We start from the raw sequence: 19,332 nt of genomic DNA, 5'->3' as shown, positions 1-19,332 counted from the left end.
TTAAAAGTTCACTTCCAGCTTGTAATAAACGACCGTGTTATCGACGGTGTTTCCATCCATAGAATCCGGTTTTTTGACAGGCCAGCCGGCGGTTAAATTTGATGAGAAATAATTTCCCGTGAGCTTTGCACCCACGGCTGCACCCATCATGAACTGGCTGTCGCAGGTATTAACGCCTTTCGGACAGTTATCTTTGGAGAAACCGAAGTCATACCCTAAATAAGGCGTGAACTGGCTTATGCCTGCCAGGTTAATATCAAAAGGAAGTTGCAGCGTATTGGCGATCCAGGCTCCGCTGTCGACCATCAAATAGCTATCTTTGAAGCCGCGAACCGTAAATTCATCGCCGAGCGTCATTTTCGCCTCGCTGACAAGCGTATCGGGCGTGTACTGGAACCCCGTGCTTAATTCATATACGCCACCCAGCCGACCAGACTGGAAAAGCGGGCGAGTCCAGCTGGCGATGCCGTTATATTTTACGTAGTTGAGATCGAAGCCCTCGAGATCCCGATCGCCTTTCCACGCGGCGCCGAACCAGGGCATCGCCGCGGTCGCACTCAGATCGCCGTAGAACCAGCCGTTCATCAGTCCGCCAACGTAGGTCAGGCCGGAAGAAAGCGTGGTGTAGCGCTTGGAGCTCACATCGATCTGCGTATTTTCAAAACGGTTGTCGTTATCCCGCTTTTCAACTTTCACCCATCCGCTGGTTTTGCCGGAGGCGTTACGGGAGAACATCCGGCTGATGCGCACGGATGAACGCTCTGAGGAGCCGTCCGACGCGTACTGACCGAAATCACCGCCAATCGTTTTATCGTAGGTTGATTTATAATAGGAGGTATCGAACCCCCAGTACCCCAGCGGCAGGCTATAGCTCAGTGACCAGGCACGCTGATTGTCGTTATTATTCTTGAGGTTATTCTCTGAATAGTAAGCATTGAAAATATCGTTGAGGCCGGCAATATTTTTGGTCGTGATACTGCCGTAATATTGCTGCCAGCCCTCTGCTTCTGTGCCCGAGTTATTAACGCCTGCGCTGACGGCAAAAGGAAACAGCGGTTGCGTGAGCAGGTTTAGATCGGATGCCCCGTCTAAAACGGAAGGTTCAACCTGAATATTGTCGCTATGCGACACGCGCAGCAGGTTTTCGACGGCCTGGTCGATATCCTGCATATTTAAAATCTTGCTCTGGGCAAACGGGTAGGCGCTAAACAGGCGAGTGCGCTCGCGGAAGGTCGGCGCCTGGCCGTTGACTCTGAAATCGTTGATTTTTCCCCACAGCACGCGCAGCTTCAGTACGCCGTTTTTGATATTGCCCGGCTCAATGCCAAGCAGCGTTGTGACGTAGCCGCGTGAGATGTAAAAGTCGGTGAGCTCTTTTACCACCATAAAAATCTCTGCTTTACCGAGCTCTCTGCCCTGGTAGCGTTCAATAATGGCTTCGCGCTCGGGGGATGACGCAAACAGGTCGTCATTCATAATCTCAATTTTATCGATTTTGAATGTGACCGATGAGCTCGCGCCGACCCCTACGCCAGGCTCCGATTCGCGCTGGGTGCGCTGCTGCTGCAGGAATTTCTCGGTGCGCTTTGCTTCTTCAATCAGGTACTGGTTATTTTGCCTTTCCAGGCGATCCAGCTCTTGCTTGTTTTGCTGTGAGGGCAATACACCTGAAGCATGTGCAGCAGAAATAAACGGCACCACGAGCAGCGCTATTTTTGAATAACGGAAATGCATATATCGCTCCTTGATATTATTTAATTACCATTGTGTATTGCACTGCGCCAACGACCTTGCCGGCGGTTAATTGGTTTGCACGATTGATGCTGGCGGGAACATAAATTTGCGCCTCGTAGTTATTAACGACTGTACCGGTCACGGTATAAGGGTATTCCGTGTTAATCTTGAGGGCGTTCGAAATTTGTCTCTGTTTCTCAAACAGGCGAATACTAAAATTACTTGCATAGCCTTCACCTTCTTCTGCTCCAATGACCCCAGATACCGCGCCAAAAGGAACTTTACTTACCGAAGAAAAGGTAATGCCAATATCTTCCGTTGTCGGGCAGTTAATGGTAATAGAGAACGGCTTTTTATCTCCCTGGAAGGCGTTGTCTAGCGTGAACGAGGCGAGGCTAAATGTCCCCAGGTCAATAGTGTTGCTGGAAGGGTAGATTGCGCAGGAACGCGTCACGACCTTAATTGCCGTTCCCAGATTAATGGTCATGATACGCAGCCTTTCACCGGCATCCGTCGTGGGGACGACGTTAGCAGCCGCCAGCTCCCCGGCCGGAATATAGTTTTCACCCTGGCTAAGTCTGCCCGTTTGCACGAACTCCACCAGCACGGTGGAGTTGTTGATGGAGCAGCCGTTGGCGCAGGAGGTGGGCGTGCCTGAATCACCGGGAAGCCAGGCACCGCTGGCGTTTGAAGGCCATTTTACGCGGATACCGATTCCGCTGATTTCCGTGGCATAAACATCGTCAATGGCGGTGGTGAGATAGGCGCGGCTGTATTCTGAAAACCACTGTGAGCCCGCGCTGGCATCACAGGAATATTTAAGGCTTGGAACTGAATAGGTTTTCGACCACAGCACGGTACCCGCGGTGCCGCTCGAGGCCGGGTTCAGGGTAATGCTATCGTTGATGGATAAAACGGACGGTGCGGAATCCAGTTTACAGGTGGCTGCGTAAAGGCCCGTACTCACCAGACACAGTAAAGACCCACACGCCAGCAGCATTGCCGGGATAATTATTTTTCTCACTGCTTCCCTCCTGGAGTTGTGCAGATGATTTTTTGTGCAGAGAAGGCGTCTTTGCCCGCTTTAGACGTGCCGGCGTTAACGCTGGCGTCATGCTGGACGGTGGCGACGCAGCGCTTCGTTTCCTTTTGCTGTTTCCAGGCGAGCGTGAGGCTGTTGACGCCATTTTTTAGCGCAACCATCGCCAGGCCGTTCTGGCCCACCATGCCCAAATCGTTGCCTTTCTCGTCGGTAACGGAAGCTCCGAATGGAATGGTTTCCGCCGAACGCTGGAGGAACTGAACAAACGTCAGCTTGTTTTGCTGGGTATCCATTTTGATCAGAACGGCGGAACCCGCGGTTGGGACGATTTTTTTGCGCGTGTCTTCCACATCTACGCTCATCGCGGTCCCTTTCGGGTCGATGTAAACCTCGTTGTATTTGTACGGGTTCAAATAGCTGATGATGCCGTAGCCGTTGTCTTTGATGACGGTGTTGGAGTCGGGATAGACGCGAGAGCCTTCCGCACCCCTGGCTTCGACGATACCTATGGTGTCGCTCAGCATCGGAACAAAATTGAGCCCGCCCCGGTGAGCGACCATTCCCCCGCTGAGGTTCACGCCTCCCATAAAGCTGTCGCGCGTTTGGCTATAGGCCACGCCGCCGGACGCGCTATCGCCGGTGTAGGAGAGGTTCATACCAAAATTGCTTTCCGGCGCGCTGGACTGGCTAAAGTAACCGCCAAAGCCGAACTGCGAGCGTTCACCGGCCGATCCGTTCAGCGACGTTCTGAACGTGGCTTCATCGCTGTTATAGCTGAAGTTTGCGCCCATGCGAGGGCGCTTCTTATAGCGCGGGCCCAGCGGCATGGAGACGTTCAGGTAGACGGTATCTTCATAACCGCCATCCGCGTCGTTGGTACGCCCAAACGATACGCCCCACGTCGCAGAGCCCAGCTGGTTGTTGTACCCCACGACGAAGTTAGATTTTTCCGTGCGTCCCAGCTCGTCGTTCCAGACGTTGCCGACAAAACCGCTGACGTAGAAGCTTCCCCAGCCGGAAGGGAGCATCTGGTTGATGTTGGCTTCAACGCGCTCGCGGTAGCGTTCAGGGAAATAGCGGGATTCGCCAGCCTCTAAGGCTTGTTTCAGGGCAACGGCATCGGACAGCGAGTAATAGTTTTTGCTCGAATAGCGGTAGCCAATCAGGCTGAAGTTGGTGCCCGTGTTCGGCAGATTCTTCGCAAGGCTAATGCGCAGGCTCATATCGCAGAATGTGCCGCAATCCTGTACTGAAGGCTGATTTTCGAAATGGGTGAAGGAGCGTGTGACGTCGATCCCCAGCGCCCCAAGCGAGGTATTAACCGCAAAGCCCGCCATCAGCGCATTAAAATCGCCCTCGAACGCGCTTTGTGCACCCGCATAGGCCGTCAGATTATTGAGCAGGCCGTACTGCAAGGTCCCTTCCATCATCCACGGATCTTCATGAAGCCAGGTGTCGCGGATCTCTCCGGAGGCCAGCGAATAGCGAGAGAAGCCTTCACGCAGGAGCTGCGGAACGCTGGAGTACGGGACGGTAAATGTCGTTTCCTTGCCGTTGGTCTCTTTCACGGTGACGTCGAGATCGCCGTTATAGCCGGTGGCGTAGAGGTCGTTAATGATAAATTCGCCCGGCGGAACGACCTTTTCATAGATGGTATTGCCCGCCTGCCTGATGGTGACGGTGGCATTGCTGTTTGCTACACCGCGCACGACGGGCGCATAGCTGCGTACCGAGTCTGGCAGCATGCGGTCATCGGTTGCCAGGCGCACGCCGCGCAGCGAAGCGGTATCGAAAAACTCACCGCTGGTGCTGAGATCGCCCATGGTGACTTCAGACGCGATAGACCCGATGGCGCGCGCAGCGTAAGCCTGCAGGTGCTTAAAGCCTTCGTTATTATTACCGCTGCCCATATTCGCAGTGTCGTAGGTAACGAAGCGCCACGCCCCCATCGTCAGGGCGCTTTGGAGATTGCCGTAAACGTAATCGGTGGAGTCCTGTAGGGTACGGTTATGAATATTCGAGGCGCTCAGAGTATAGGCCGTCATCAGGGCCGGTTCGCCCGTGTCCCACAGCTCAGGGCTGATGTAGCCATCCGGCGTATTCAGCAGCATGGCCTGCGGAATGGTGACGTTCAGAACCTCTTCGTCCTGAACATAAGTGACTGTCGCACCAGAAATCAGCTCTGGCAGAATAAGGCAAGATGTGGCTTTCCAGTTCTCCGGCAGTTTATGAGTGTCAACGTCCATGCGAATGATCATTTCAGGCGTAATGCACGCGTTTACACCTTGCTCATTATTCGCTGCAATAAATTTGACGGGCCAGGAGTCGATTTTTTTATTATTACCGTAAACTTCGAGCTTATATTCCCCGGGCAACACCTTCTCGGTGCCATCGAACTGGTTAAGGTCGATACCGCTGTTATAGAAATTCATAAAACCGCGCGAAAACGACACGGTTTTTTTTTCGCTGGCGGCCTGCGCCATAAGCGGAGAAAATATCGCAAAGGCGATAAGATGACTGAGTAATCGTTTTTTTACACCTGGCCTGAGGTGCTTATGCGTCCGAAAAATCATGCTACCATCCTGGACTAATATCCATCAGCAAATTAAAAACTGTAAGTACGTTTGATGTAGGCACCGAGATCGGTGATGTAGTTATATTTGAACGTACCGTTTCCACTCACCGCCGCCACTTTCGGGAAGTGGTAGGTGATCGTGCTGTATGGGGCAATCATCTCTCCGGTGACTTCCACCTCTTTGCCCTGAGCGTTGGTCAACCAGACGCTCGTCATGCTGACGTGGAACGGTGAATTGTTGGTGCCTACGACGTCGTAGCCGACCGCCGCCTTACGCAGCTGCCAGGTCAAACTATCGCCCGCTTCCATAGGGGTTCCTTTTAATCCGGCAGGGCGATAGAACATTTTTATCAGCGTGCGAAACGCCATTTTTACCTGGTTTTTATCCGCATCCGCTGCAGTTTCCGGTGGAATATCCAGCACATTCAGCCAAAGCACGCTTTCGCGATCTTTTGGATATTTCGCTGCCGCGTCTTCCATCTGGAAAATACGAAAAACTTTCCCTTTTTGGGCATTAATACGGGCTGCCGGCGGATTAATAAAGAAGGGAAGATCCTCTTTTTTCACGCCATCCGTTTTGTCGGTGCTGGAAAGCCAGACCTGAACGAGCTGGGGCTCATTGCCGACGTTATTGATACGAACCGTTTGCTCTTTTTCTGCAGCATTGAGCACAACGCGAGTGGCCAGTATCTGAATTGTGGCGTCAGACTGCGAGCATACGAACAACGTTAATACGCATAAAGATTGAATAAATTTGCTTAACATGGAGCAGCGCCTGAAACGAAAATAAAGAGCATGAAGAAGCGGGTATTTAAGCGTCAAAAAACCCTCCATCTTTTTACAGACAGAGTCTTCCACTCTTTAATACCCGCTGAGTTTACTTACTGATACTTAATTGAATAAACAACATCCGTGGTCACTTTACCCGCCGTTGCTGCGCCACCGGTAGCGACATATTGCGCCCAGTAATCGAAGCGGGCGGTATTGCCGGTAACGGTTTTTGTAATTGCGGTATTGTTCGCGGTATTCAGGTTCAGGATAGCTTTGTTAGCATCCAGCAAACCGATTTCAACCTTGTCAGAACCGCCGTCGGCTTTGCTGACGGAGTTGACCAGGTTACCGGTGGTTGCGTTGATATTTTTGCTTTGTGCCAGCTCGAAGAAAACGCTTCCAACTTTGCCGTTCGCGCAGTTAGCGCCGCTCAGCGTAATGTGGAAAGGCGTATCCCCGGCGCGCTCGCCGTTAGCAGACAGCGCAGAGACGCTCACGGATGGCAGGCGAACGGTAAAGTCCGGGGATGCGGATTCACCGGTCGCATCGCCGCCGGTAATCGTACAGGTTGCATCGCTAATAGTGCCATCAAACGTGATGACGCCATCTTCAGCCGCTGCTGCACTGCCTCCCGTCGAGAGAACGACCAGTAATGCAAATTTAGAAAACTTATTCATAACAATATCCATATAATATTTCGGGGGAGGGATTGTATAGATTTCAACAGCGGCACGGCTATCAGATAGCCCTAAATAAATTCTTAATTTTAAAGTGATGTATATAATTATTTTATGGGTTGCTTTCTTAATCGCGGGTTGATTTCGATATATAGCCTGCTAATTGTATGGTATTTTTATAAAAGAATATTTTGTATAAATAATATTATGGGTATGAATGCGCATCTGCAAATTAGTCAGAATACGGAGTTGATTTATCATATTGACTGTTAACTTGAATCTTAGGGCCTCAGGCGCTAGCATTAGACCCAAAGCAGTAAGCACATCAATCCCTTCCTCGTCGGGTTTAACGACGCGGAGGGGATTTTTTTTCATCTTTTATACCGTATCGACTCTACATGAGGTCAGGACATGAGCACTTTAGGCCATCAATACGATAACTCACTGGTTTCTAACGCGTTTGGGTTTTTACGCCTGCCAATGAACTTCCAGCCGTACGACAGCGATGCCGACTGGGTGATCACCGGCGTGCCGTTTGATATGGCGACCTCAGGTCGTGCCGGTGGCCGCCACGGGCCCGCGGCCATCCGCCAGGTCTCGACTAACCTGGCGTGGGAGCACAACCGCTTCCCGTGGAACTTCGACATGCGCGAGCGTCTGAACGTGGTCGACTGCGGTGACCTGGTGTACGCGTTTGGCGACGCGCGCGAAATGAGCGAAAAGCTGCAGGCCCACGCCGAGAAGCTGCTGGCTGCCGGTAAGCGTATGCTCTCCTTCGGGGGCGACCACTTCGTGACCCTGCCGCTGCTGCGCGCCCACGCGAAGCATTTCGGCAAGATGGCGCTGGTGCACTTTGATGCGCACACCGATACCTACGCGAACGGCTGCGAGTTTGACCACGGCACCATGTTCTTCACGGCGCCGAAAGAAGGCCTGATCGACCCTAACCACTCCGTACAGATCGGCATCCGCACCGAGTTCGACAAAGACAATGGCTTCACCGTGCTGGACGCCTGCCAGGTGAACGATCGCGGCGTGGACGACATCATTGCGCAGGTGAAGCAGATCGTGGGCGATATGCCGGTTTACCTGACCTTCGATATCGACTGCCTGGACCCGGCCTTTGCGCCAGGGACCGGCACCCCGGTCATCGGCGGCCTGACCTCCGATCGCGCGATCAAGCTGGTGCGCGGCCTCAAAGACCTGAATATTGTCGGTATGGACGTTGTTGAAGTCGCTCCAGCCTACGACCAGTCCGAGATCACCGCGCTGGCCGCGGCGACCCTGGCGCTCGAGATGCTCTATATACAGGCCGCGAAAAAAGGCGAGTAAGCCTTACGCGCTCACTGCTGCTGCGCGACGCATGCGCAGCAGCAGCATTCCGCCCGCCACCAGCGTGATAGCCTGCGAGGCAACCAGCACCGAAAATCCCGAACTGACCGACCCGACCGACTTCATCACCATCCCCATCAGCAGCGGAATAAAGGCCGCGCAGAGATTCCCTATCCCGTTAACGATCCCATACGCGCTGCCCACCGCCTCGCGCGCGGCGTGATGCTGGATGACCGCCGGAATGGCCGCGCCCTGAAGCCCCCAGAACACGTTGGCGCTCAGCATAAACAGCGCCAGCCAGACGGGCTGGTGGCTCAGCATCAGCGCAATCACCGAGAGCGCCGTCAGCAGGCCGCCCACCACAAACAGCACGGGCGCTTGCTCCGGGCGCATTTTATCCAGCAGCACCCCGCCGAGAAACTTCGACCCCAGGCTGAGGAGGAACGGCACGGCGGCAAGCAGGCCGGTGGCGTGCAGCGAGAAATGGTGCTCATCGCGCAGCCATGCCGGGAGCCAGGCGCTGCTGCCCCACAGGTAGCTGAGGGTGGCGATCTCAACCAGCAAGATCCAGCCGAGCAGGGGCGTTTGCCACGCAAGCGAAAACGTCTGCATGAATCCCGGTTTTCGCGTTTTTTCCACGCTGCGGGGCGCGGGCAGAAAGCGACAGACTAAGCCGCCGCCGAGCACGAGATTGATCAGCGCCAGCGCGTAAAAGGAGCCCGCCCAGCCCAGATGTGACATCAGCCACGTCACGAAGGGAAAGCCGACGGCAAGCCCCAGCGAGACGCCCAGCGCGGTAACGGCGTTAGGTTTGCCGATCTCTGCGGGAGAAAAGTTATCGCTGATATAGCGCGTCTTAAGCGAAAACAGCGGGCCTTCGGCAACGCCCAGAATGACGCGTGCTATCAGCATTCCCATCAGCGAGCCCAGCAGTGGGGACACGGCACAAACCGCGGCCCAAACGACAATGCTGCTTAACAATCCGTGGCGGTAGTGGAACTTGCTTTCGATAACCGGCGTCAGGAGCAGTGCGGAAAAGCCATAACCCAGAAGAAAGCAGGTCATTAGCATTCCTTGTAACATTCTGTTTTCATTTAGCTGAAAATGTTCGGCAAACTCCGGGTTTAAAATCATTACCGAGATATTTACCCGGTCGACGTAGGAAATAATAATAAGTAACAGAAGTGCAATCGTGCCTTGCCATTTTGCCGTCATCGAATTTGCCTTAACCGTATTGTGTTGTTTTATTTTTCAGGAATGTGATTGTCACGCACCTAAAATGGTTCACAGGTGAAACTCATTGATTATTAAGGTTAAAAATAAAATGAGTTTCACCTGTGAAACTGCGTTAAGGCACGGGTTATTAATTTTTAAAGAATAAAAAGAAAAGAAGTCAATAGGCTTTTATGAAAATTATCGGTCATCATAAAAAGGTATTCATTCACGCCTGAATAATGAAAATTTCATATCGCTGTATTTTTTCGTGATCGTTTGCACACTTAGCTCATTAAATACCATTCATTTAACAAATTCGTCACATTGACGCTTGACGAAACATTCATCGCTTTTATATTGACCGTATTAAATAAGAAACAGAGTTTCATATATGAAACAAAAGCCTGGAGGATCGTGATGAGCTGGATAGGCGTATGTGACGCAGAACAAGTACAGGAAGATTTCCCTTTTAGCGGCAACGTCGAGGGTAAAGAGATCGGCGTTTACCTGATTGACGGCGACTATTACGCGCTGGAGGACGTATGCCCTCATGCCTATGCGCTGCTGAGCCAGGGCTTTGTGGAAGATGGCAAAGTGGAGTGCCCGCTGCACGAGGCGGTCTTCGACGTCAAAACCGGCCAGTGCCTGCACGGCCCCGGCGGCCGCAACCTCAACCGCTACCCGGTTCGGGTCTTTGAAAATCAAATCCAGATTACCTTCGTCGAGGAGACCGTGGCATGAGCGACACCCTGAACTTCAACCCGGCGCTGCCGGAAAGCCGCCAGTTTGCCCCTCCCGCCGAGGGCGGCAACGGCGCGATCCACAAGCCGGGTGAATACACGAACCTGATCTGGCAAACCCGCAGCCGCGAGCCGGAAAGCTGGGAAGTAAACCTGATTGCCACGCTGGAAGAACTCTTTGAGCAGGGCGTTGAAACGCTGCCGGAGCTGGTGAACGGGCTAAACGCGGTGCACATGCACGACCAGCAGGGGGAGCCGTGGAGCACCGCCAGCTTCCAGGCATTCTTACAGGTTAACGGCTACTGAGGGCAAGGCGATGACGACTACCGTACAAAACTATCTCGATAAAGGCCTGCGCGGCCTGTGGTATCCGGTACTGGCGAGCTGGGAAGTGCAGTCCGCGCCGGTGGGCATTACCCGCCTCGGCGAGCAGATCGTGGTCTGGCGCAACAAAGACGGTCAGGTGCAGGCGCTGGAGGACCGCTGTCCGCACCGCGGCGCGCGCCTGTCGATGGGCTGGAACCTCGGCGACCGCATCGCCTGCTGGTACCACGGCGTGGAAGTGGCGGGCAACGGCGAGGTAAAAGACGTGCCCGCCGTGGACAAATGCCCGCTGGTGGGCCAGCAGTGCGTGCGCAGCTATAACGTGCAGGAGGCGCACGGCGCGATTTTCCTGTGGTTTGGCGTCACCGCTGAACAGCAGCCGGAGGAACTGAGCTTCCCGGACGAACTCGCCGACACGGAAAATTTCAGCAACTTCCTCTGCACCGCCGCGTGGAAATGCAACTACCAGTACGCGCTGGAAAACGTGATGGATCCGATGCACGGCACCTATCTCCATTCGTCGTCCCACTCGATGGCGGAAGGGGATCGCAAGGCGGACATGGTCCTGCAGCCGACCCAAACCGGCTTCATCTTCGAGAAGAAGGGGCAGAGCGGCGTCAACTTCGACTGGGTCGAGCTGGGCAACAGCGGCACCTGCTGGATGCGTCTCTCCATTCCCTATAAGAAGCGCTTCGGGCCGGGCGGCCACTTCTTCATCGTCGGCATGGTGGTGCCGGAGGATAACGACAACTGCCGCGTCTTCTTCTGGCGCATCCGCCGCGTGCAGGGCTGGCAGCGCGACATGTGGCGCTTTATGTACCGCAACCGCCTGGAAAAACTGCACTGGGAGGTGCTGGAGCAGGATCGCGTGGTGCTGGAAAGCCTGGCGCCGAACGCGCGCGAGCACGAGTACCTTTACCAGCACGACGTCGGCCTCTCCCGCCTGCGCCGCATGATGCAAAAGGCGGCGAAAGAGCAGCTTGCCGCGCGTGAAGCACAGCAGGGTGCCGCCTGATGAACGGCCTGCTGAGCGGAAAACGCATCGTGGTCACCGGCGCCGCGCGCGGCCTGGGCTACCACTTTGCCAAAGCCTGCGCGGAGCAGGGCGCGGCGGTGGTGATGTGCGACATCCTCGAAGGCGAACTGGCCGAGAGCGCGCACGGGCTGCGCGAGCAGGGATATGCGATCGAATCCCACGCTATCGATCTGGCCGATCCGCATTCCATAGAACATGCGTTCAGCGCCGTCGGCGAGCAGGGGCAGATTGACGGGCTGGTCAACAACGCGGCGATGGCCACCGGCGTCGGCGGTAAAAACATGCTTGATTACGATCCGGATCTCTGGGATCGGGTGATGAACGTCAACGTTAAAGGCACCTGGCTGGTGACGCGCGCGGCCGTCCCGCTGCTGCGCGACGGGGCGGGGATTGTCAACGTGGCGTCCGACACCGCGCTGTGGGGCGCACCGCGCCTGATGGCCTACGTGGCAAGCAAAGGCGCAGTGATCGCCATGACGCGCTCGATGGCGCGCGAGCTGGGCGAAAAACGTATTCGCATCAACGCGATTGCGCCGGGCCTGACCCGCGTCGAGGCAACCGAATATGTGCCCGCCGAGCGTCATCAGCTGTACGAAAACGGGCGCGCGCTGGCGGGCGCGCAGCAGCCGGACGATGTCACCGGCAGCGTGGTGTGGCTGCTCAGCGATCTGTCGCGCTTTATTACCGGCCAGCTGATCCCGGTGAACGGCGGCTTTGTTTTCAACTAACGGGTAAACGAAATGGCAAACGATCAGGAAGTGAAGTATCTGGTGCCGGGGCTTGAACGCGGCCTGCAGCTGCTGCTGGCCTTCGGCGAGCAGCATCGCGATCTGACCTTTGCCGAGCTGCACCGGCTGGTGGATATGCCGAAAGCCACCGCCTACCGCGTGGTGCAGACCCTGGAATACATGGGCTTTCTCGAGCGCAACGCGCGCACCAACACCTTTTCGCTCGGCATGAACGTGCTGCGCCTGGGCTTTGAGTACATCGCCTCGCTGGACGTGGCGCAGGTCGGGCAGCCGGTTATCGAGCAGCTGCGCGACGTCAGCCAGTGCAGCAGCCACCTGGCGATCCGCGACGGGCGCGACATCATTTACATCGCCCGCGTCAGCGCCGCCGGCTCGCGCATCAACCAGGTCAGCATTGGCACCCGCCTGCCGGTGCACTGCACCTCGCTTGGCCGCATGCTGCTGACCGATATTTCCCGCGCGGAGTTTGAACAGCTGTTCCCGCACGAGCGGCTGCCGGGCAACACGCCGGGGCAGCTTCACGAGCGTGAAGCCCTGTGGCAGATGGTGCAGCAGGATAAAGCCCGCGGGTTTGTCATCGGTGAATCCTTCTTCCGCCACGGCATCTCCTCCATCGTCTATCCGGTGTATGACCGAAGCGGGCGCGTGGCGGCGGTGGTCAGCATTCTGGTGCCGTCGGAAGAGATCCCGCAATCCGACCGCGAGCGCCTGCAAAGCGAGGTCAGCCTCGCGGCGGATAAAATTTCTGGCTTCTTAGGGTATTTATCACAGGCCAGTTAAATCAGTGAGTTAGCGTCAGGCGCTTGACTGCGTCGGGCATGTTTTACGCCCAGTTCGGGCAACATGAGGCAACAACGATGAGCGTAATCGGAATTGAAAAGCTGGAATTTGGCGTCGATGATCTGACGCACTGCGCCAAATTTATGCAGGACTTTGGCCTGACGGGCGATGCCAGCGGGCAGCGTTTTACCACCCTGAGCGGCGCGCGCGTCGAGCTGAATCCTATTGATAGCCCGAACCTGCCGCCCGCGTTTGAAGCAGGCAACACCCTGCGCCGCATGACCTGGGGCGTAGGCACAGCGCAGGAGCTGGACGCGCTGCGCCCGAGGCTCGCGCAGCAGCCGGGCTTTCGCGAAGTGGGCGACGCGCTGGAATGCCGCGATCCGAACGGCATGACCCTGCGGGTACAGGTCAGCCAGCAGACCGACGTCGAGCTGAACGTCGAGCCAATTAACCAGTGGGGCGACATGCGCCGCATCGACACGCCAAGCCCGGTGTACGACCGCGCCCAGCCGATCAACGTCGGCCACGTGGTGTTTTTCGTTGAGGAGCTGGCCGCGGTGGAGACATTCTACCGCGAGGTGCTCGGCTTCCAGGTTTCTGACCGCTACATCAACCGCGCCGTATTCCTGCGCTGCGGCCCGCGCGGCGGCCACCACAACCTGTTCCTGTTACAGCTGCCGAACCGCAAGCGCGGCCTGAACCACGTCGCCTTTACCGTGCGCGACATCCACGAGGTGATCGGCGGCGGGATCGCGATGAACAAAAACGACTGGAGCACCTTTATCGGGCCGGGCCGCCATCCGGTGTCGTCGGCGTACTTTTGGTACGTCAACAGCCCGACCGGCGGCGCGTTTGAGTATTACACCAACGACGACTACCTGACCGAAAACTGGCAGCCGCGCGAGCTGGAGCACTCCCTGGTCTCCTTTACCGAATGGGCGGTGGAAGGCGGGATTGATCACGACACCCGCCGCCAGCAGAAAAAGCCGGAGGCGGTATGACGTCGCGCATTGTCATTATCGGCGGCGGCCAGGCGGGCGGCTGGGCGGCGAAAACCCTGCGCGACGAGGGCTTTGACGGCGAGATTTGCGTGGTAGCGGAAGAGGAGTGGGATTTCTACGAACGTCCGCCGCTGTCGAAAGCCTCTCTGCTGGACGCCAATGCCGCCCTGCCGCGCCTGTTTTCGGAAGACGCTCAGCGGGCGCTGAACCTGACGTGGTATCGCCCGCTGCGCGCGGAGCAGATCGACCGCGTCGCCAAAACGGTGCTTTTAAGCAGCGGCGAACGCCTTAGTTACAACATACTTTTAATCGCGACCGGAGGGCGGGCGCGCCTGCCGGGCGAGGCGTGGATGAATCATCCTCAGGTGTACACCCTGCGCCACTGGCAGGACGCGCAGCGCCTGAAGGGGCGTCTGGCGGAAAGTAAAACTCTGGCAATTGTCGGCGGCGGCTGGATCGGGCTGGAGATTGCCGCCTCCGCGCGCAAAAGCGGCGTGGCGGTCACCCTGTTCGAACAGCAGCCCGCGCTGTGCATGCGGTCGGTGAGCGCCGACGTATCGCAGCGGCTGGCGGCGATCCACCGCGAGCAGGGCGTCGATATCCGCACCGGCTGCGGCGCGCTGGAGCTGGAGGATAGTGACGGTCTGCCGGTCATTCACTGCGACGGCAGGCGGGAAACGTTCGATGCGGTTGTCGTCGGGATCGGCGTCGATCTCAACCTGGAGCTGGCGCGCGACGCCGGGCTGAAAACCGACCGCGGGATCGTGGTGGACGCGCAGGGCCGCACGTCCGATCCGGCGATCTTCGCCGCGGGCGACGTGGCGCAGCACCACCGCTACGGCCTGTGCATTCAGTCCTGGGCCTTTGCCCAGAACCAGGCGGTGGCGACGGCGAAAGCGATGCTCAGCGCGGACGCGCCCGGCTACGACGAGGCGCCGTGGCTGTGGTCGGATCAATACCAGCACAATATTCAGATCCTCGGCATTCCGCAGGCGGGAAGCAAAACGCTCGTTCGCGACGGCGCGCTCTTTTTCTCGCTGGACGAGAACGGACGCCTGACGCAGCTGGTGGCGTTTAACGACCCGCGCACCGTCAAGCTGGCAAAGCGGTGGATGGCGGCTGGACGAGATCTGTCCGACGTGCCGCTCGCCGACCCGGCCTTTTCACTGATGTCACTGCGATAGCAAACGCGCACCCGTAGGGGGAGAGATGACCACATTAGACACCAACGCCGCGCCGGAACAGGCGAGCGGCGAGGGCATCCGTACGCCCGAAAAGGCGGTTCGCTGGGCGATCCCGCTGTCGCTGCTGGCCTGCGTGCTGCTGGCGTTTTTCGACAAAATCAGCATTGCGGCGCTGTTTTCCGACGGCCATTTCCAGCAGGCTATGGGCATCGATTTTGACACCACGCGCCTCGGCATTCTGATGAGCGCGTTCCTGCTGAGCTACGGCTTTTCGTCGGTCTTTTTAAGCGGCCTGGGAGACAAAATCCCCCCGCTGCGCCTGCTCACCGGCATGATGGCGGTGTGGTGCGTGCTGATGGTGGCGATGGGCTTTACCCATAACTACACGCTAATGATCGTTCTGCGCATCCTGCTCGGCGTGGCGGAAGGGCCGCTGTTCCCGCTGGCCTTCGCCATCGTGCGGCACAACTTCCCGCAGCACCTGCAGGCGCGGGCCACCATGCTGTGGCTGCTCGGCACGCCGGTGGGCGCGGCAATCGGCTTCCCGCTCTCCCTCTGGCTGCTGAACACCTTCGGCTGGCAGAGCACCTTCTTTGTGATGGCGATGCTGACCGTTCCGGTGCTGATCTTCGTGCGCATTGGCCTGCGCGGTATTCGCCTGGAGGCGAAACCGACCAGCACGCAAACGTCGCAGGAAGAGCGGCGCGCCGCCCGCCGTGAACTGTTTGTCAGCCCGCACTTCTGGATCATCTGCGTTTTCAACATCGCCTTTCTCACCTACCTGTGGGGCATCAACGGCTGGCTGCCGGGCTACCTGATCAAAGGCAAGGGCATTCATCTGGAGCACGCGGGCTGGCTGTCGTCGATGCCGTTCATCGCCATGCTGGCGGGGGAAGTGATTGGCGCGTGGCTCTCTGACCGCGTCGATAAGCGCGCGGCGGCCTGCTTTATCTCCATGGCCGGTGCGGCCGTCGGGCTGGCGGCGGTCATGCACCTCGACACCCCGCTCGCCATCATCGCGGCGATGAGCTTCAGCACCTTTATGTGGGGCACCGGCGCGCCGAACATTTTCGCCCTGCTGGCGAAGGCCACCCACCCGCGGGTGAGCGCCACCGCGGGCGGCATTTTCAACGGTCTGGGAAACTTTGCGGGCGCGCTGTCGCCTGCGGTGATGGGCGCGCTAATCGCCTTCACCCACAGCATGGATTCCGGGCTGATTTTTCTGGCGGTAATGGCGGCAGTAGGCTGCGTCCTGTTACTGCCGCTGCTGAAACGTTACTGAGGAGAGCGTCATGAGTGATTCAACCGTAACCCGTAAAACCGGCATCAAACCTGAAAACCTGACCATGGAAGAGTGGGTCGAGTCGCGGATTGCGCGCTTTGAAGGCCGCAAGTACGACTGGAACGCGCTGAAGTTTCAGGCCGACTTCGACCCGAAATACCGCCGGGCGCAGATGCGCTACATCGGCACCGGCGCGACGGGCGTGGCGAGCGACACCAACACCGTCCAGGCGGAACATTTTACCTTCTCTACCATGGTGCTGCCATCGAAGTGCGAAGGGCCGCTGCACCTGCACGACGACGTGGAAGAGGTGTTCTTCATGCTGAAGGGGCAGATCACGCTGATGATCCAGGACGGCGACAGCTACACCGAAACCGTGCTGCGCGAGCGCGACCTGATCTCCGTTCCGGCGGGCATCTATCGCGGTCTGTTTAACCACGGCGAAGAAGAGGCGCTGATGTGCGTGATGCTGGGCACCAACAGGCCGGAAATCCCGACCTATCCGGCCGATCATCCGCTGTCAAAAGTGAAGCGGAACCAGGGGGCGTGATGACGGGCTTTCGTGAACAGGGAAGCGGCATCCCGCTGATGCTGCTTCACGGCATCAGCTCCGGCGCGGCTTCCTGGCATAAGCAGATGGCGCTGAGCGGCTTTCGCGTGCTGGCGTGGGACATGCCCGGTTACGGCGACAGCCCGATGCTGGCGGTGGAGCGCGCCAGCGCGGGCGACTATGCCGACGCGCTGGCAGCGATGCTCGACCGCGCGGGCGTCTGGCAGGCGGTGCTGGTGGGCCATTCGCTGGGGGCGCTGGTGGCCTCGGCGTTTGCGGCGAAGTTCCCGGCGCGCGTGCTGCACCTGGTGCTGGCGGATGCCGCGCAGGGCTACGGCCAGGCCGCGCCGGAGCAGCGCGAGCAGGTCTGGCGCAACCGCGAGCAGCAGATGGCGCTGGGCGGTGAAATTCTTGCCCAGACCCGCGCGGCGAAGCTGCTGCGCCCCGGCGCGCGTGGGGAAGATATCGCCACCGTCGCGTCTGGTATGCGCAGCCTGCGGGCGGAGGGCTACCTGGCCGCCGCGTGGATGCTGGCGCACGACGATATTCACGGCTGGCTGAAGCGTTATTCCGGCACGTTTGAGGTCTGGTGCGGCGAGCAGGACGCCATTACCCAGCCGGAGCTGGTGCAGGGGCTGGCGCTGCGCTACGGCATGCCGTTTACCGCGATTCCCCAGGCCGGGCACGCCAGCTATCTCGATAACGACGCGTTTTTTAACCAACGGCTTTTACGCATTAAAGAAGAGGTGCGCGATGAATGCACACATTGACGGGCGCGTGGCGGTCGTTACCGGCGGGTCTTCGGGCATTGGTTTCGAAACGCTGCGCCTGCTGCTCGGCGAAGGGGCAAAGGTCGCCTTCTGCGGCCGCGATCCGGACCGCCTCGCCAGCGCCCACGCGGCGCTGCAAAACGAATATCCCGACGGGGACATTTTCTCTTACCGCTGCGACGTGCTGAAGGCCGAAGAGGTGCACGCCTTCGCGCAGGCGGTGAAATCCCGCTTTGGCGCGGCGGACATGCTGATCAACAACGCCGGGCAGGGCTACGTGGCCCACTTCAGCGACACCCCGCGCGAGGCGTGGCTGCACGAGGCCGAGCTTAAGCTGTTTGGCGTCATCAACCCGGTGCAGGCGTTTCAGCCGCTGCTGGAGCAGTCCGATATTGCCTCGATCACCTGCGTAAACTCCCTGCTGGCGCTCCAGCCGGAGGAGCACATGATTGCCACCTCCGCCGCCCGCGCGGCGCTGCTCAACATGACGCTGACGCTCTCAAAAGAGCTGGTGGGCAAAGGCATTCGCGTGAACTCGATCCTGCTCGGCATGGTGGAGTCCGGCCAGTGGCAGCGCCGCTTTGAAAGCCGCAGCGATAAAAGCCAGAGCTGGCCGGAATGGACCGGCGATATCGCGCGCCGGCGGGGCATTCCGATGGCGCGCCTCGGCAAGCCGCAGGAGCCCGCGCGGGCGCTGCTGTTCCTCGCCTCGCCGCTGGCGTCGTTCACCACCGGCGCGGCGCTGGACGTTTCCGGCGGCTTCTGCCGCCATCTGTAAGGACGCATCATGAAAAAAGTCATGTTAATTGGTTTTGGCGCGATGGCGCAGGCGGTAATTGAGCGCCTGCCCGCGGGGGTGGCTATCGGCTGGATTGTGGCACGCGAGCCTCACCATGCGGCGATTCACGCGCAGCTCGGCGGTGCGGTGGCGGCCCTGGCCTCGCCGATGGACTGCGCCGAGTCGCCGGATCTGGTGCTGGAATGCGCCAGCCAGCAGGCGGTCGTCGAGTATGGCGAAGCGATTCTCCGCCGCGGCTGGCACCTTGCGGTAATCTCAACCGGGGCGCTGGCCGACAGCGAACTGGAAGCGCGCCTGCTGAAGGCGGGCGGAAAGCTGACGCTGCTCTCCGGCGCGGTGGCGGGCATCGACGGGCTGGCGGCGGCAAAGGAGGGCGGCCTTGAGCGCGTCACCTACCGGTCACGCAAAAGCCCGGCCAGCTGGCGCGGCAGCTACGCCGAGCAGCTTATCGACCTCAATGCGGTGTCGGAAGCGAAGGTCTTCTTCGAGGGCAGCGCCCGCGAGGCGGCGCGACTCTTTCCGGCCAACGCCAACGTGGCGGCGACCGTGGCGCTCGGCGGCGTCGGAATGGACGACACCCGCGTGCAGCTGATGGTCGATCCGGCCACAAAGCGAAATACCCACACGCTGCACGTCGAGGGGCTGTTTGGCGAATTTCACCTTGAGCTGAGCGGGCTGCCGCTGGCGTCTAACCCTAAAACCTCCACCCTTGCGGCACTGAGCGCGGTACGCGCCTGCCGCGAGCTGGCCCTGCGCTGAGGACCTGAT

19 protein-coding genes are annotated in these 19,332 nt (G+C 58.4%); 13 read left to right on the top strand and 6 right to left on the bottom strand.

Annotated elements, in window-relative coordinates:
* The 5 genes from DBY73_RS03565 to DBY73_RS03545 form a co-directional block, all read right to left on the bottom strand.
* Complete coding sequence (locus DBY73_RS03565) at nucleotides 1-1,734, bottom strand: ShlB/FhaC/HecB family hemolysin secretion/activation protein (protein WP_112009833.1); 1,734 nt, start codon at nucleotides 1,732-1,734, stop codon at nucleotides 1-3.
* A 16-nt stretch (nucleotides 1,735-1,750) separates the two neighbouring features.
* Nucleotides 1,751-2,758: a fimbrial protein gene (locus DBY73_RS03560; protein ID WP_146745737.1), complete on the bottom strand. Its 1,008-nt coding sequence runs from the start codon at nucleotides 2,756-2,758 to the stop codon at nucleotides 1,751-1,753.
* Nucleotides 2,755-5,259 (bottom strand): fimbria/pilus outer membrane usher protein, encoded by a 2,505-nt coding sequence (locus tag DBY73_RS03555; RefSeq protein WP_112009882.1) that lies wholly within the window; start codon nucleotides 5,257-5,259, stop codon nucleotides 2,755-2,757. The genes DBY73_RS03560 and DBY73_RS03555 overlap by 4 nt, the downstream gene beginning before the upstream one ends.
* A gap of 122 nt (nucleotides 5,260-5,381) precedes the next feature.
* Complete coding sequence (locus DBY73_RS03550) at nucleotides 5,382-6,116, bottom strand: fimbria/pilus periplasmic chaperone (protein ID WP_112009831.1); 735 nt, start codon at nucleotides 6,114-6,116, stop codon at nucleotides 5,382-5,384.
* Nucleotides 6,117-6,232: 116 nt separating this feature from the next.
* On the bottom strand, nucleotides 6,233-6,799 hold the full coding sequence (locus DBY73_RS03545; RefSeq protein ID WP_258458357.1) for a fimbrial protein: 567 nt from the start codon (nucleotides 6,797-6,799) through the stop codon (nucleotides 6,233-6,235).
* A gap of 411 nt (nucleotides 6,800-7,210) precedes the next feature.
* Here DBY73_RS03545 and speB point away from each other — a divergent pair, with 411 nt between their 5' ends.
* Nucleotides 7,211-8,131, top strand: coding sequence for an agmatinase (speB, locus tag DBY73_RS03540; RefSeq protein WP_058608614.1), 921 nt, complete (start codon nucleotides 7,211-7,213; stop codon nucleotides 8,129-8,131).
* 3 nt (nucleotides 8,132-8,134) lie between these two features.
* Here speB and DBY73_RS03535 read toward each other — a convergent pair whose 3' ends face one another.
* Nucleotides 8,135-9,346: an MFS transporter gene (locus tag DBY73_RS03535; protein WP_112009829.1), complete on the bottom strand. Its 1,212-nt coding sequence runs from the start codon at nucleotides 9,344-9,346 to the stop codon at nucleotides 8,135-8,137.
* A 417-nt stretch (nucleotides 9,347-9,763) separates the two neighbouring features.
* Here DBY73_RS03535 and DBY73_RS03530 point away from each other — a divergent pair, with 417 nt between their 5' ends.
* The 12 genes from DBY73_RS03530 (at nucleotide 9,764) to DBY73_RS03475 (ending at nucleotide 19,323) form a co-directional block, all read left to right on the top strand.
* Complete coding sequence (locus DBY73_RS03530) at nucleotides 9,764-10,087, top strand: non-heme iron oxygenase ferredoxin subunit (RefSeq protein WP_112009828.1); 324 nt, start codon at nucleotides 9,764-9,766, stop codon at nucleotides 10,085-10,087.
* The gene (locus DBY73_RS03525) at nucleotides 10,084-10,392 is read left to right on the top strand and encodes a recombinase-like helix-turn-helix domain-containing protein (protein ID WP_112009827.1); all 309 of its coding nucleotides are present in this window, start codon (nucleotides 10,084-10,086) and stop codon (nucleotides 10,390-10,392) included. Before DBY73_RS03530 ends, DBY73_RS03525 begins: the two co-directional genes overlap by 4 nt.
* A gap of 10 nt (nucleotides 10,393-10,402) precedes the next feature.
* Nucleotides 10,403-11,425 (top strand): aromatic ring-hydroxylating dioxygenase subunit alpha, encoded by a 1,023-nt coding sequence (locus DBY73_RS03520; protein ID WP_112009826.1) that lies wholly within the window; start codon nucleotides 10,403-10,405, stop codon nucleotides 11,423-11,425.
* On the top strand, nucleotides 11,425-12,174 hold the full coding sequence (locus tag DBY73_RS03515) for an SDR family oxidoreductase (protein WP_112009825.1): 750 nt from the start codon (nucleotides 11,425-11,427) through the stop codon (nucleotides 12,172-12,174). The genes DBY73_RS03520 and DBY73_RS03515 overlap by 1 nt, the downstream gene beginning before the upstream one ends.
* Before the next feature lie 12 nt (nucleotides 12,175-12,186).
* Entirely contained in the window at nucleotides 12,187-12,975 is a 789-nt protein-coding gene (locus DBY73_RS03510) for an IclR family transcriptional regulator (RefSeq protein WP_112009824.1), read from the top strand.
* A 77-nt stretch (nucleotides 12,976-13,052) separates the two neighbouring features.
* Complete coding sequence (locus tag DBY73_RS03505; protein ID WP_112009823.1) at nucleotides 13,053-13,979, top strand: VOC family protein; 927 nt, start codon at nucleotides 13,053-13,055, stop codon at nucleotides 13,977-13,979.
* Entirely contained in the window at nucleotides 13,976-15,163 is a 1,188-nt protein-coding gene (locus DBY73_RS03500; RefSeq protein ID WP_112009822.1) for an FAD-dependent oxidoreductase, read from the top strand. Before DBY73_RS03505 ends, DBY73_RS03500 begins: the two co-directional genes overlap by 4 nt.
* Before the next feature lie 25 nt (nucleotides 15,164-15,188).
* Nucleotides 15,189-16,445 carry an MFS transporter gene (locus DBY73_RS03495; RefSeq protein WP_112009821.1) on the top strand — a complete coding sequence of 419 codons (1,257 nt, stop codon included), beginning with the start codon at nucleotides 15,189-15,191 and terminating at the stop codon, nucleotides 16,443-16,445.
* A 10-nt stretch (nucleotides 16,446-16,455) separates the two neighbouring features.
* Entirely contained in the window at nucleotides 16,456-16,995 is a 540-nt protein-coding gene (locus DBY73_RS03490) for a cupin domain-containing protein (RefSeq protein WP_112009820.1), read from the top strand.
* The gene (locus tag DBY73_RS03485) at nucleotides 16,995-17,765 is read left to right on the top strand and encodes an alpha/beta hydrolase (protein ID WP_112009819.1); all 771 of its coding nucleotides are present in this window, start codon (nucleotides 16,995-16,997) and stop codon (nucleotides 17,763-17,765) included. Before DBY73_RS03490 ends, DBY73_RS03485 begins: the two co-directional genes overlap by 1 nt.
* Nucleotides 17,749-18,543, top strand: a complete 795-nt coding sequence (locus DBY73_RS03480; RefSeq protein WP_112009818.1) for an SDR family oxidoreductase — start codon at nucleotides 17,749-17,751, stop codon at nucleotides 18,541-18,543. Before DBY73_RS03485 ends, DBY73_RS03480 begins: the two co-directional genes overlap by 17 nt.
* Before the next feature lie 9 nt (nucleotides 18,544-18,552).
* The gene (locus DBY73_RS03475; RefSeq protein WP_112009817.1) at nucleotides 18,553-19,323 is read left to right on the top strand and encodes an aspartate dehydrogenase; all 771 of its coding nucleotides are present in this window, start codon (nucleotides 18,553-18,555) and stop codon (nucleotides 19,321-19,323) included.
* The last annotated feature ends 9 nt before the right edge of the window (nucleotides 19,324-19,332 follow it).

Origin of the sequence: Enterobacter sp. RIT418, assembly GCF_003057745.1 — a bacterium.
In the GTDB taxonomy this organism is placed as follows: Bacteria; Pseudomonadota; Gammaproteobacteria; order Enterobacterales; family Enterobacteriaceae; genus Enterobacter.
Note: the sequence above shows the minus strand (reverse complement) of the source record. Positions and strands in the feature narration are given on the sequence as shown.